This is a genomic window from Streptomyces sp. NPDC044044 (assembly GCF_056434405.1).
Map to the genome: position 1 here is coordinate 37420 of NZ_JBWKFG010000006.1, position 13085 is coordinate 50504.

General features: G+C 69.1%; 11 protein-coding genes. 3 read left to right on the top strand and 8 right to left on the bottom strand.

Annotation, left to right across the window (positions count from 1 at the left end):
- Positions 1–117 precede the first annotated feature (117 nt).
- Together AC07AG_RS22665 and AC07AG_RS22670 are read left to right on the top strand one after the other, a co-directional pair.
- Positions 118–2679: an NACHT domain-containing protein gene (locus AC07AG_RS22665; RefSeq protein WP_478757140.1), complete on the top strand. Its 2562-nt coding sequence runs from the start codon at positions 118–120 to the stop codon at positions 2677–2679.
- A gap of 57 nt (positions 2680–2736) precedes the next feature.
- Positions 2737–5301, top strand: coding sequence for an NACHT domain-containing protein (locus AC07AG_RS22670; protein ID WP_478757141.1), 2565 nt, complete (start codon positions 2737–2739; stop codon positions 5299–5301).
- A 177-nt stretch (positions 5302–5478) separates the two neighbouring features.
- Here the strand turns inward: AC07AG_RS22670 and AC07AG_RS22675 are convergent, their stop codons facing one another.
- Positions 5479–8004, bottom strand: a complete 2526-nt coding sequence (locus tag AC07AG_RS22675) for an ATP-dependent Clp protease ATP-binding subunit (protein ID WP_249588590.1) — start codon at positions 8002–8004, stop codon at positions 5479–5481.
- A 441-nt stretch (positions 8005–8445) separates the two neighbouring features.
- Between AC07AG_RS22675 and AC07AG_RS22680 the strand changes: the two genes are divergently transcribed.
- Positions 8446–9039, top strand: a complete 594-nt coding sequence (locus tag AC07AG_RS22680; RefSeq protein WP_478757143.1) for an SCO3374 family protein — start codon at positions 8446–8448, stop codon at positions 9037–9039.
- On the opposite strand, the gene AC07AG_RS22685 is transcribed toward AC07AG_RS22680, so the two are convergent.
- The 7 genes from AC07AG_RS22685 to AC07AG_RS22715 form a co-directional block, all read right to left on the bottom strand.
- Complete coding sequence (locus tag AC07AG_RS22685; RefSeq protein WP_249588592.1) at positions 9018–9356, bottom strand: histone-like nucleoid-structuring protein Lsr2; 339 nt, start codon at positions 9354–9356, stop codon at positions 9018–9020. The genes AC07AG_RS22680 and AC07AG_RS22685 overlap by 22 nt on opposite strands.
- Positions 9357–9579: 223 nt before the next feature.
- Complete coding sequence (locus AC07AG_RS22690; RefSeq protein ID WP_160506416.1) at positions 9580–10113, bottom strand: amino-acid N-acetyltransferase; 534 nt, start codon at positions 10111–10113, stop codon at positions 9580–9582.
- A gap of 9 nt (positions 10114–10122) precedes the next feature.
- Positions 10123–10608 carry a BlaI/MecI/CopY family transcriptional regulator gene (locus AC07AG_RS22695; RefSeq protein ID WP_478757146.1) on the bottom strand — a complete coding sequence of 162 codons (486 nt, stop codon included), beginning with the start codon at positions 10606–10608 and terminating at the stop codon, positions 10123–10125.
- A gap of 177 nt (positions 10609–10785) precedes the next feature.
- A complete protein-coding gene (locus tag AC07AG_RS22700; protein WP_478757147.1) occupies positions 10786–10956 on the bottom strand; it encodes a hypothetical protein in 171 nt (56 codons plus the stop codon).
- A 13-nt stretch (positions 10957–10969) separates the two neighbouring features.
- Positions 10970–11581 (bottom strand): hypothetical protein, encoded by a 612-nt coding sequence (locus AC07AG_RS22705; protein ID WP_478757897.1) that lies wholly within the window; start codon positions 11579–11581, stop codon positions 10970–10972.
- Positions 11582–11731: 150 nt separating this feature from the next.
- Entirely contained in the window at positions 11732–12136 is a 405-nt protein-coding gene (locus AC07AG_RS22710; RefSeq protein WP_478757149.1) for a hypothetical protein, read from the bottom strand.
- A gap of 138 nt (positions 12137–12274) precedes the next feature.
- Positions 12275–13081 carry a type III pantothenate kinase gene (locus tag AC07AG_RS22715; RefSeq protein WP_249588596.1) on the bottom strand — a complete coding sequence of 269 codons (807 nt, stop codon included), beginning with the start codon at positions 13079–13081 and terminating at the stop codon, positions 12275–12277.
- Between the last annotated feature and the right edge of the window lie 4 nt (positions 13082–13085).

The following is a 13085-nucleotide window of genomic DNA, read 5'->3' on the forward strand; positions in this document are numbered from 1 at the left end:
AGAGCTTCCCGCCTGCTTCCGCCCCCCCAGTACCAGTTGGGCCCCAACCCCGCACCCCCCAGTACCAGTTAAGCCCCAACCCCCGCCGCCCCCACCTCCTTCACCTACCCTCGACACATGGTCGAAGCCACCACGCTAGGCGCCCGCATCGCGTCCGGCGTCGTCGTGCCGCTCGTCAAGAAGCTCTTCGTGGCGGACCAGCCGGGCGCGGCCCTGGTGGACAAGCCCGTGCGCATCTCCGCCCTCATCTCCTTCAGCGGCGAGAAACGCGGCGTCACGCCCAAGGACGTCGAGAAGGTCGCCGACGAGCTCGTGCGCCGGGCGCTCAAGGCCGCCGGGCCGTACGAGCAGCCCATCGAGCCGGCGGAAGCACTCGCCGTACGGAACGCACTCGCCCACTCGCTCGCCGCCCTCGGCACCATCACCATCGAGGACTTCGAAGCCGTGTCCATGGGGCCGGAAGGCTTCGCGAACCTGCTGCGGTCCAACGCGGGCACGGTCATCATCTCCTTCGGCCTCAGCGCGAGCGGCGAACTCTTCTACGAGCGGCTCCTCCACACCGCCTGCCTCCACATCCTGAACTTCTTCACCCGGCGCTCCACCTACATCGCCCGTCAACTCACCGTCAACACACAGCAGTTGGCGCGGCTCGTGCAGGCCATCGACATTCTTCTCGACCGGCTTCCCTCCCAGACCGCCGAGGACGCCGCCTTCGAGGACCGCTACGCCACCCACATCGCGCAGCGCCACGGCACCCTCACCATCTACGGCCTCGACGCCGGCACCAGCGAGTGGCCCCTCGACACCGCCTACCTCAGCCTGGAGGCGACCCGCGAGCGCACCGGGCCCGGCGGCAGCGGGCTGCACGTCCCCGCCGAGCAGGTCCTCGCCCAGCACGACCAGGTCCTGCTGCGCGGCGTCGCCGGATCCGGCAAGACCACCCTCGTCCAGTGGCTCGCCGTGACGGCGGCGAGCCGGACGTACGAGCACGGGCTCACGCACCTCATCGGGCGTGTGCCCTTCGTCCTGCCGATGCGGCGGATCCTGCGGCCGGGGGCCGAACTGCCCATCCCGGGGGACTTCCTCAAGGCCGTCGCCTGCCCGGTCGCGGGCGATCAGCCCGCCGGCTGGGTCGACCGCGTCCTGCGCGCCCGGCGCGGCGTGCTGCTCGTCGACGGGATAGACGAGATCGCCGGTGAGCGGCGGGAATCCGCCCGCCGGTGGCTGCGTGAGCTGGCGCGGACCTTCCCCGGAAATCTCTGGCTCGTCACCTCGCGCCCCTCCGCCGTCCCCGAGCGGTGGCTGACCGCCGCCGGCTTCAACGAACTCACGCTCTCCCCGATGGCCCGCCACGACGTCGCCACGTTCGTACGCCGCTGGCACCACGCCGCCGGGGCCGACGAGTCCACCGGCGCGTCCCTGCTTCAGGCCGTACGGACCACCACCGAGCTGAACCGCCTGGCCACCAACCCCTTGATGTGCGGCATGCTCTGCGCCCTGCACCGGGACCGGAACGGCTTCCTGCCCCAGGACAGGAAGTCCCTCTACGAGGCCGCCCTCTCCATGCTGCTCGAACGGCGGGACAGGGAAAGGGGGTTGGACGATCCGGGTGGAGTGCGCATTCCCTACGCCACCCAGATCCAGCTCCTGCAGCGCCTCGCGTGGTGGCTGATCCGCAACAGCCGCTCCGAGATGGACCGTTCGGACGCGCTGCACATCATCACGCAGGCGCTCCCCTCCCTGAATCTGAGCAGCGACGCGGAGGAGATCTACACCTCGCTCCTGCTGCGCTCCGGGCTGCTGCGCGAACCCGCCGATGGGCGCGTCGACTTCCTGCACCGCACGTTCCAGGACTATCTCGGCTCCCGGCTCGCGGTGCAGGAACTGGACTTCGACCTGCTCCTGAACAACGCGGACAAGGACGAGTGGGAGGACGTCGTCCTCCTCGCCATCGCCCACGCACGGCCGAAGGAGGCCGAGCAGATGCTGCGGCGCCTCGTCGAACAGGGCACCCCGCGCGGCAAGCTCCTCGCCGCCGCGGGACTGCCGTACGCGGCGGAGGTGGCGCCCGCGATCCGTTCGTTCGTGGAGGTCGGGGTGCAGCTGCTCGTGCCGCCCGGATCAAGCGCCGAGGCGGAGGAGCTGGCACGGGCCGGGGGCGAGCTGGTGCTTTCGCTCCTTCCGGCGGCGGACGGGCTCGACGACTTCGCGGCGCGTCATGTGGTGCGTACGGCGAGCGAGTTGGGCAGTGAGTCCGCTCTGCACTTCCTGACCCAGTTCCGCGCACACCCGAGCATGGACGTCCAGCGGACCCTCGCCGCGTGCTGGCCGCACTTCGACCGCGAGCTCTACGCCGTGGAGATCCTCGCGCACCTGCCCCGCCAGGCGCGGGTCACCGTGCGCGACACCGACGATCTCCGCGCCCTGCGCTCCATCGGCGGCTGGGCGGACATCCAGGTCATCGGCGCCTACCGCGTCGAGGACCTGACCGAACTCATCGTCCGCGAGCGGCTCATCCGGCTCGGTCTGGAGGCGTCCCATCCCGTCGAAGGCCTGGCCTGGCTCTCGGCCTTCCCGAACCTCAAGAGGGTCCATGTGACCTCGGAGGTGAGCGAGGCCGTCGCGCAGCAGGCGCCGGACCGGATCGAACTCATCACCCCACCGCCGTGGAGGAGTTGACCTACCCTTGACCCTCCACGACACACGAAATCCCACCCGCAGGGACCCCCTATGTCCATGGAGCCCGTTGTCCGTATCCCCTCGACCCTCGCCACACCCCTCGTACAACGGCTCATCGGCACGCCTCCCCCGCAGGCGCCCACCACACCCGAGCTGATCGCCGCCTTCACCACCTGGCGCGGCGCGGACGCCCCTGCGACACCGGACGACGTGCACCGCACGGCCGCCGACTTCGTCCACCTCGCCGCCGAGGCGCACACGGCACCGACGACCGAACTGGCCGCCGTCGTCGATGTGTTGACGCGCACGCTGCTGGCCATCGGGGAGCTGGACCTCACGGACGTGGACGCCGTGCGCCTGGGCCCGCAGGACTACGCGCGCCGCCTCAGGGGCGCCGTGCAGGGCGCCGACCGCGCCCTGACCCCCAGCGCCGCGTGGTTCCACGACGAACTGCTCGTGGCCGTGTGCCTGCACGTGCTTTACCACTTCGTCCGGCGCTCCCCGCACATCCAGCGGCACATGGCCGAGCGCGCGAGCCGCATCCGCCAGCTCATCGACCTGAACGACGCGGAGGCCGCGGCCCGCCAGCCCGAACGCTCCCAGGAGGACCGGGACTTCGAGGCCGCCTACGCCGAAGAGGTCGTACGACAGCACGGCTGGCTCACCATCGTCGGCGTGGACCTGGCCAACGCGCCGGACCGCTGGCCCCTGGAGGACACCTACCTCAGCCTGGAGGCCGAGGAGAGCAGCGGCAGCGGCGTACCGGGCGAGCCGCGGACCGTGCTGCTCGCCGACCGGGCCCTTGAGGGGCACGAGCGGGTGCTCCTGCGCGGCGTCGCGGGCTCGGGCAAGACGACCCTCGTGCAGTGGCTCGCCGTTGCCGCGGCGCGCGAGGGCGCCCGCGTGCCCTTCGTCCTTCCCGTACGCCGCTTCGCCCGCGAGGGCTTCCCCGCCCCGGACGAGTTCCTGCACGCCATCCGCCACCCGCTCGCCGACCGGGCCCCGGAGGGCTGGGTCGTGCGCACCCTCCTCGCGGGCCGCGCCATGCTCCTGGTCGACGGCATCGACGAGGCCCCGGAGGCCACCCGCGGCGATCTGCGCAACCAGCTGCGCCGCCTCCTTCGCATCTTCTCCGGCAACGGCTGTCTGGTGACGTCCCGCCCCTCCGCCGTCGAGGACGGCTGGCTCGCCCAGGAGCGCCTCGCCGAGGAGGGCTTCAAGGAGCTGTCCCTCGCGCCGATGTCACGCGACCAGGTCACCCGCTTCATCCACGACTGGCACGCGGCGGCCATGAGCGACGAGCAGTGCAAGGAACAGGCGGAGCGCGACAAGCTGAAGGAGTACGAACAGCGCCTCCTGCACTCCGTGCGCATCTACCGCGAGCTGCGCCAGCTCGCCACCAACCCCCTGATGTGCGGCCTGATATGCGCCCTGAACCGCGACCGCTCCGGCTCCCTGCCCAAAGGCCGCAAGGAGCTGTACGACGCCGCCCTGGAGATGCTCCTCCAGCGCCGCGACCCCGAACGCGACGTCCTGTACGCCGATGACGTGCGGCTCATGCAGGGCCCCCGGGAGCTGCTCCTGCGCAAGCTGGCCCACGCGATGGTGGAGGAGGGCGTCTCGGAGCTGCCGCGCGAGCGCGTCGTCGCCATCCTGGACGGCGCCCTGCCCGCGATTCCCTCGGCGCGCGCGGAGGGCGACGGCGAGAAGATCTTCCGCCATCTGCTGCACCGCACGGGGCTGCTGCGCGAACAGGCGGGCCTCTCGGTGGACTTCATCCACCGCACCTTCCAGGACTACCTGGCCGCCAAGGAAATAGTGGCCCGCGGCCAGTTGCCCACCCTCGTCGAGCACGCGCACCAGGCCGAGTGGGAGGAGGTCATCCGGATGGCCGCCGCCCACGCACGGCCCGAGGAGTGCGCCGACTTCCTGGAGCGGCTGCTCGCCGCCGCCCCGAACCTGCGCCGCCCGCACGTGAACCACCGGCGCCTGATGGCCGCGGCCTGCCTGGAGCACGTCACCGAGCTCGACCCGGCGGTGCAGCAGCTCGTCCACGACCGTACGAAGAACCTCGTGCGCCCCACGACCGAACTGGCCGCCCGCAGCCTCGGCTGGGTCGGCCCCATCGTCCTGGAGCAGCTGCCGGACCCCGAGCAGGTGCCCAGCGACCAGCAGGCGCTCCTCCTCGCGATCACGGCGACCCGCGTCCAGGACGACGCCGCCATCGACTACCTCGCCCGGCTGCGCCACCGCTCGGCGCTGTCCATCCGGCTCGAACTCGCACGCCCCTGGCGGCACTTCGACACGGAGCGGTACGCACGCGAGATCATCGCCCACCTCGACCCGGTCGGCCTGTACTTCCCGGTCTCCGACACCGCCGAGCTCGCGGCCCTTCGGCACCTCGGCGGGCGGCCGTGGATCCAGGTCGTGGGCGTCATGCGCACCGAGGAGCTCCTCGACGGCCTGGAGCACGAGCAGCTCACCCACCTGTGGGTCACCGCCGAGCTGGCCGACACGGACATGTCCTGGCTCTCCGGCTTCCCGAACCTGAGCGTGCTCCGGGTGAACCCCCGCCTGCCCCGCGTACGGAACGTACCGGAGGGGATCACGATCACCGCGTAAAAAGAAGAGGGACAGCGCCCCGTCTTTCAAGGGGCGCGGGGAACTGCGCGAAAAGCCACAAGGCATAAGCCACAAGGCACCCGCAGCCAACGGTCAAAGGTCAAAGCAAAAGGGACTGCCCCGGACCGTGAGAAACGGTCCGGGGCAGCCCCTGTGAGCCTGTGCGAGCCCGGCGGGCTACGCCTCCTTGCTCAGGTTCGGCCCCGCGCCACCAGCGGCCTGCTCGATCGGCGGGACATCCGGAAGCGCCGCCTTCTCCTCGCCGCGGAAGGTGAACTTGGCTTCGTCGCCCTCACCCTCCGTGCCGACGACCACGATGTGGCCGGGGCGGAGCTCGCCGAAGAGGATCTTCTCCGACAGGATGTCCTCGACCTCGCGCTGGATCGTCCGGCGCAGCGGCCGGGCGCCCATCACCGGGTCGTAACCCTTCTTGGCCAGGAGCTTCTTCGCGTCACCGCTGAGCTCGATGCCCATGTCGCGGTCCTTGAGACGCTCGTCCACCTTGGCGATCATGAGGTCGACGATCTGGATGATGTCTTCCTCGGTGAGCTGGTGGAAGACCACCGTGTCGTCGACACGGTTCAGGAACTCCGGGCGGAAGTGCTGCTTCAGCTCGTCGTTGACCTTGGTCTTCATGCGCTCGTAGTTCGTCTTGACGTCACCAGCGGCGGCGAATCCAAGGTTGAAGCCCTTGGAGATGTCACGCGTGCCGAGGTTGGTCGTCATGATGATGACCGTGTTCTTGAAGTCCACGACCCGGCCCTGGGAGTCGGTCAGGCGACCGTCTTCCAGGATCTGCAGGAGCGAGTTGAAGATATCCGGGTGGGCCTTCTCGACCTCGTCGAAGAGGACGACCGAGAACGGCTTGCGGCGGACCTTCTCCGTCAGCTGCCCGCCCTCTTCGTAACCGACATATCCGGGCGGCGAACCGAAGAGACGCGAGACCGTGTGCTTCTCGCTGAACTCCGACATGTCGAGGGAGATCAGGGCGTCCTCGTCACCGAAGAGGAATTCGGCGAGCGTCTTGGAAAGCTCCGTCTTACCGACACCGGACGGGCCGGCGAAGATGAACGAGCCACCGGGACGCTTCGGGTCCTTCAGACCGGCGCGCGTACGCCGGATCGCCTGCGAAAGCGCCTTGATGGCGTCCTTCTGGCCGATGACCCGCTTGTGGAGCTCGTCCTCCATGCGCAGCAGACGCGAGGACTCCTCCTCGGTCAGCTTGAAGACCGGAATGCCCGTCGCCGTGGCGAGGACCTCGGCGATGAGCTCGCCGTCGACCTCGGCGACGACGTCCATGTCGCCGGCCTTCCACTCCTTCTCGCGCTTGGCCTTCGCCGCGAGCAGCTGCTTCTCCTTGTCGCGGAGAGAGGCCGCCTTCTCGAAGTCCTGGGAGTCGATGGCCGACTCCTTGTCGCGACGCACGCCCGCGATCTTCTCGTCGAACTCGCGGAGGTCCGGCGGCGCGGTCATCCGGCGGATGCGCATCCGGGAACCGGCCTCGTCGATCAGGTCGATCGCCTTGTCCGGCAGGAAGCGGTCCGAGATGTACCGGTCGGCCAGGGTGGCGGCCTGCACCAGCGCCTCGTCCGTGATGGAGACCCTGTGGTGGGCCTCGTAACGGTCGCGCAGACCCTTGAGGATCTCGATGGTGTGCGGCAGGGACGGCTCCGCGACCTGGATGGGCTGGAAGCGGCGCTCGAGGGCCGCGTCCTTCTCCAGGTGCTTGCGGTACTCGTCCAGCGTCGTGGCACCGATGGTCTGCAGCTCGCCTCGCGCCAGCATGGGCTTGAGGATGCTCGCGGCGTCGATCGCGCCCTCGGCGGCGCCCGCACCCACCAGGGTGTGGAGCTCGTCGATGAACAGGATGATGTCGCCGCGGGTGCGGATCTCCTTGAGGACCTTCTTCAGGCGCTCCTCGAAGTCACCGCGGTAGCGGGAGCCGGCGACCAGCGCGCCGAGGTCAAGCGTGTACAGGTGCTTGTCCTTCAGCGTCTCGGGCACCTCGCCCTTGACGATGGCCTGCGCGAGCCCCTCGACGACGGCGGTCTTGCCGACGCCGGGCTCGCCGATGAGCACGGGGTTGTTCTTCGTACGGCGGGACAGCACCTGCATGACCCGCTCGATCTCCTTCTCGCGCCCGATGACCGGGTCGAGCTTGGACTCACGAGCGGCCTGGGTGAGGTTCCGGCCGAACTGGTCGAGCACCAGGGACGTGGAAGGCGTGCCCTCCGCAGGACCGCCTGCGGTGGCGGTCTCCTTGCCCTGGTATCCGGAGAGCAGCTGGATGACCTGCTGCCGCACCCGGTTGAGATCGGCGCCCAGCTTCACGAGGACCTGGGCGGCGACGCCCTCGCCCTCGCGGATCAGGCCGAGCAGGATGTGCTCCGTGCCGATGTAGTTGTGGCCCAGCTGAAGGGCCTCGCGGAGCGAAAGCTCCAGCACCTTCTTGGCACGGGGGGTGAAGGGGATGTGGCCGGACGGGGCCTGCTGGCCCTGACCGATGATCTCCTCCACCTGCTGGCGGACCGCCTCGAGCGAAATCCCGAGGCTCTCCAGGGCCTTAGCGGCGACACCCTCGCCCTCGTGGATCAAGCCCAGGAGGATGTGCTCGGTGCCGATGTAGTTGTGGTTGAGCATCCGGGCTTCTTCCTGAGCCAGGACGACAACCCGCCGCGCGCGGTCGGTGAACCTCTCGAACATCGTTAATCGCTCCTCAGAGCGGTCAGGCAGTAAGGGGGCTGTCCCCTCCCTGTCCTTCCGCAGCTTAGTCCCGCAAGCGGGGACCGCTCATTCCAACTGCCGACACCCGGCCGAGAACAAGAGGTGCCTCCTGACCCCGAACGCCGACAACTGCTCCAACCCGATGGTGCGAGACGATGTTCCCGCAGGCCAAGCACTTACCCTCACCTCAGCTACGCCGATGGCGAACGTGAGACGGCCTGGCGCGTGTGTCGCCCCTCCCCACTAGGGATGTCTTACCCGCAACGACTGACACTCCATGCGGCGCGCGCCGGTTCCCTCCGCTACGGGCGAACACCCTTGCGCCGCCGAACACGCCCTTACGCCCTCTTTCCGGACACTGTGCGCACTCATGGAGACACGCTGCGTAACCCAGGACCCTTCCGGCCGGTTGCTCCTGGCATGGCCATCACCGTTCCCCAGCCCCGTGTACCGGTCGGACAGAGCGACCCGGTGCGGCAGTGGTACGAGAACGAACTCGGCTGGGCGACCGCCGAGCACCGCCCCGGACTGCCGGTGGGGCTCCTGACGGGGCTCCGCTTCGACGTACTGCAGTTGCCCGCTGAAGCAGGCTTCGCCGCCCTGCGGCATCTCGGGCCGAAGGCTCCGGTGGCTCTGCGGGGGGAAACGATGCGGCTCTTCGTGGCCGCGGGGAGCGCCGACGAGCTGCCGGGGCTCCTGGAGTGGCTGGAGTGGGGCGGCATCAGCCTCGACCTCACGGCCATCGGTGCGGGCGGACGGATCGACGCGCCCACGCCTCCGGGGTGGTCCGGCTCGCAGGGGGCCGCCGTATGGCTGCGACCCCCAGAGCCCGGGTGCGAGGTGGAGCCGACGCTGCCGGCACTGCCGTCCCTGTCGTGCGTGGGGGGTGGCACGGTGCCCCACAGCGACCCCGCCGTGGGCTCCGGTCTCGTACGACTTGTGGACACGGCGGCAACGCAGTGCCACCGGGTCCGGTTGCGACGGACCCGTCGTCAGCCGTTGGCCTTCTCGTAGGCCTCGCGAATGGACGCGGGGACGCGGCCGCGGTCGTTGACCTCGAAACCGTTGTCCTTCGCCCAGGCACGGATCGCCGCGGTGTCCTGACCGCCGCTCGTGGCCGCGGCACGGGCTTTGCCGCGCCCGGCCGAACCACGGCCACCGGTACGACGACCGCCCTTGAGGTACGGCTCAAGAAGACCGCGGAGCTTGTCCGCGTTCGACGTGGTGAGGTCGATCTCGTACGACTTGCCGTCCAGCGCAAACGTCACGGTCTCGTCTGCCTCGCCACCGTCGAGGTCATCGACAAGAAGGACCTGAACCTTCTGTGCCACCGGATTTCCTTTCATCGATAACTTAGGGCCGGATCGCACGGCGCGAGCCGCAGAATCGCCGCCCCCTGTTATATGCAGTACTGCAGTACGTCGGAAAGCAAACCGCTTTTGCTGGGAAAACACAAACCCCCGGGAGAGACTGAGCACCCCGAGAACCCTGGAAACGTGCGCGTTTCGGACATAGGGAACCGGGGCAGCAGGCAGCCCGGAATACCGGCGACGATCACAGATGCAGAAGCATCCGGCTGTTGCCCAAGGTGTTCGGTTTCACTCGTTCGAGGCCGAGGAACTCAGCGACGCCCTCGTCTTTGGAACGCAGCAGCTCGCTGTAGACATCTCCGTCGACAGGTGTCTCACCGATCTCCACGAAGCCGTGCTTCGCGAAGAAGTCGACTTCGAAGGTGAGACAGAAAACCCGCCGGACACCGAGCCAGCGAGCGGTCTGCAGCAACTTCCCCAACACCTGATGACCCACTCCGGCGCCCTTGACATCGGGGTTCACCGCGAGAGTGCGCACTTCCGCGAGGTCTTCCCACATCACGTGGAGGGCGCCGCAGCCGACGACCTCGGCGTTGTCGTCGCGTTCCGCCACCCAGAACTCCTGGATGGACTCGTAAAGAGCGACCGTCGCTTTGTCGAGCAGGATCCCCTGACGGGCGTAGGAGTCGAGTAGGTTGCGTACGACCGGCACATCGGCGGTGCGCGCCCGGCGTACGGAGACTGCTTTAGCGCTGAGTTCAGGGGGTTCTGCTGGCATGACCGGACGCTATCGCTCTACTTCTGGCTCCGCCTCGCCGGGGTTCTCAAGGACCGCTTGAGGGACCGCTTGAGGAGACTCTTGAGGATCCGCTTGAGGAGTCTCTTGGGGATCCGCTTGAGGGATCGCTTGAGAGACCGGGCCCACGATGCGCATCGCGTCGCTGAGTGCTTCGCGCTGTTCCGCCGACATCATCCCGAAGAACGCGACGAGAGCAGCGGCGGGGTTGTCGCTCTGCGACCATGCTTCGTTCATCAGTGCGGCGGCGTAGGCGGCCCGAGTGGAGACCGCCTCATATCGATAGGCGCGGCCTTCCGCTTCACGGCGCACCCAGCCCTTCTGATGAAGATTGTCCAAAACGGTCATGACGGTGGTGTACGCGATGGACCGTTCCTGCTGAAGGTCTTCCAGGACTTCTCGAACGGTCACGGGGCGGTTCCACTTCCACACCCGTGTCATGACTGAGTCTTCGAGTTCTCCCAAGGGGCGAGGCACACCAGAACAATAGTGGGAGATGTCACTAATCACGTGACGGACGTGGGCGAGGCGCCATTTCCACAACAAAAAGGGCGTACGACTCGGAATGAGAGCGAGTCGTACGCCAAGAGTGTGCGGGTGGTGACCTCGGGTCACCGGGAGTCGGACCTGGTCAGGCCTTGCCCAAGGTGCCGGTCAGGCCTTGGGGGCCTGCCGGGCAACTTCGGCTCGGGCGATCACGGCGTCGACGGCCGCGTCTTCCTTGGCCTTGTTGGCGCCGCCCTGGGTCTTCACGATCGTCACGATGAGACCGCCGAAGAACACGGCCATCACTACGGGGGGCAGGAGCGCGGAGACGTATTCCATGCCCCCAGAGTAGCTAGCCCGCGGCGAGCTGGTGCGGGGGGTCCGCCGGGCGGCGCTTGGGAGGGAAGACCTCGGCCGGGGTCGGCACGGGGCGGGGCTGCTCGGGAGCGGCCGGCTTCCCGGGCGGGGCGCTCGGCGTCTTGGGCTTGGGCTCCGCCCTGTCGTCGGCATCGCTCCGGCCGCCGGGGAGGGCGAGCAGACGCGTGCGCGAGGCGGGGACGAGGCGGCGGGGCGCCGGGGCCGACGTATGGGACCGGCCCGAGAGACGGGCGCGTACGGCCTGTTCGGCGATGGTCCGGCAGCGGTCGAGGAGGGTGGCCGCGACCGGGTTGCCGCGCAGGGCGCGCAGCGCCGCGAGGTCGTCGGCGCCCGGCTGGTAGCCGGAGCAGAGGACGTCCTCGAGGAGCGCGAGGTAGCCGGTGGCGGTGCCGGGCAGGGCCGCCCGGTAGCGGGCGAGGTCGGCCAGCAGGAAGGCGCGGAGCCTGGCACCCTCGCTGACCGCCTCGTCGACGGCGTCGGCGAGACGGAGACAGTCCTGGACGTCTTCGTCGGAGACGGGGCTTGGATGCAGGGCGAGGGCCAGAGCGCGGCGGAGCACACGCAGCTCCTCCGCACCGAAGGCCATGCCGCCGCGAGATCCGTATGGCGTGGGCATGGACCGACAATACGTGCCAAACGGACAAAATCCGCTTAACGCCAATCTGTGGCGTGGCTTCCGGTCAGGCTCCGGCCTGGCTTCAGGTGCGGCTTCCGCGGGACGTGGCGGCGCCCGCGCTCACTCCGAGCGGCGGCGGATCATCGCGAAGACGACCGCGCCGACCCCGAGGGCGCCGGCCGCGACCGCGGTGATCCAAGGGAGCACGCCCGCGCCGGTGTCCGCGATGGTGCCGGGGGCCTCATCCTCATCCGTCCCGGGCGTACCTGGCGTGCTGGAAGAGCTGGAAGTGCTGGAAGTGGCGGACGGTGTCTCCGTCGTGGAGAGGCCTCTGACGGAGACGCCGGGGCCATCGACGACTCCTCCCGCACCGGAGTCCACCGCGTGCGTCACCGCGTACGTGATCGTGTGCGCCGCACGGCCGTCCTCGAACCCGGTGGCCGCGCTCGCCGCCGTGGCCGGTCCGGCAAGACCGGCAAGCACCCCGGCGGCCACTGTCGCGACCAGACTTCCCCTACGCCCCATTTGCTCCACGCCCGCTCGAACCCGGTCACGTCCCGTCCCTGCGCAGACTCTTCTATGGGGCGCAGGGTTGTGTGCGCAAGCCCCGCTTATGAGCCGCCAGTTATGAGCCGACAGCTGCCGGCCCCTCGGCCGGAACGCTCAACTCCGGGAGACGTTCCGCTCGTAGACCAGGCGCAGGCCGATGAGGGTCAGCCACGGCTCGTGCTCGTCGATCACCGAGGCCTCGCCGAGCACCATGGGCGCAAGGCCGCCGGTCGCGATGACCGTCACGTCGTCGGGATCGCCGTCCGGGCCCGCCAGTTCGCGGGCCATGCGCTGCACGACGCCGTCGACCTGTCCCGCGAAGCCGTACAGAATGCCCGACTGCATGGCCTCCACGGTGTTCTTGCCGATGACGCTGCGCGGCCGGGCCAGCTCGATCTTGCGGAGCTGGGCGCCCCGCACGCCGAGGGCCTCCACGGAGATCTCGATGCCGGGGGCGATGACGCCTCCGGTGTACTCCCCGCGCGCGGAGACCGCGTCGAACGTGGTCGCCGTGCCGAAGTCGACGACGACGGCGGGGCCTCCGTAGAGCTCGACCGCCGCGACCGCGTTGATGATGCGGTCGGCGCCGACCTCCTTGGGGTTGTCCATCAGGATCGGCACGCCGGTCTTGATGCCGGGCTCCACGAGGACGGCGGGCACGTCTCCGTAGTACCGCCGTGTGACCTCGCGCAGTTCGTGCAGGACGGAGGGGACCGTCGAGCAGATGGCGATGCCGTCGATCCCGTCGCCGAGCTCCTCGCCGAGGAGCGGGTGCATGCCCATCAACCCGTTCAGGAGCACGGCCAGTTCGTCGGCGGTGCGGCGGGCCTCCGTGGAGATGCGCCAGTGCTCGACGATCTCTTCGCCGTCGAAGAGTCCGAGGACGGTGTGGGTGTTTCCGACGTCGATGGTCAGCAGCATGTCG

What these genes read in the sequence shown, in the direction of transcription:
- AC07AG_RS22665 (WP_478757140.1), top strand. Translation starts at nt 118, where the DNA reads ATGGTCGAAGCCACCACGCTAGGCGCCCGCATCGCGTCCGGCGTCGTC.
- AC07AG_RS22680 (WP_478757143.1), top strand. Translation starts at nt 8,446, where the DNA reads ATGGCCATCACCGTTCCCCAGCCCCGTGTACCGGTCGGACAGAGCGAC.
- AC07AG_RS22675 (WP_249588590.1), bottom strand. Translation starts at nt 8,004, where the DNA reads ATGTTCGAGAGGTTCACCGACCGCGCGCGGCGGGTTGTCGTCCTGGCT.
- AC07AG_RS22670 (WP_478757141.1), top strand. Translation starts at nt 2,737, where the DNA reads ATGGAGCCCGTTGTCCGTATCCCCTCGACCCTCGCCACACCCCTCGTA.
- AC07AG_RS22690 (WP_160506416.1), bottom strand. Translation starts at nt 10,113, where the DNA reads ATGCCAGCAGAACCCCCTGAACTCAGCGCTAAAGCAGTCTCCGTACGC.
- AC07AG_RS22700 (WP_478757147.1), bottom strand. Translation starts at nt 10,956, where the DNA reads ATGGAATACGTCTCCGCGCTCCTGCCCCCCGTAGTGATGGCCGTGTTC.
- AC07AG_RS22710 (WP_478757149.1), bottom strand. Translation starts at nt 12,136, where the DNA reads ATGGGGCGTAGGGGAAGTCTGGTCGCGACAGTGGCCGCCGGGGTGCTT.
- AC07AG_RS22705 (WP_478757897.1), bottom strand. Translation starts at nt 11,581, where the DNA reads ATGGCCTTCGGTGCGGAGGAGCTGCGTGTGCTCCGCCGCGCTCTGGCC.
- AC07AG_RS22715 (WP_249588596.1), bottom strand. Translation starts at nt 13,081, where the DNA reads ATGCTGCTGACCATCGACGTCGGAAACACCCACACCGTCCTCGGACTC.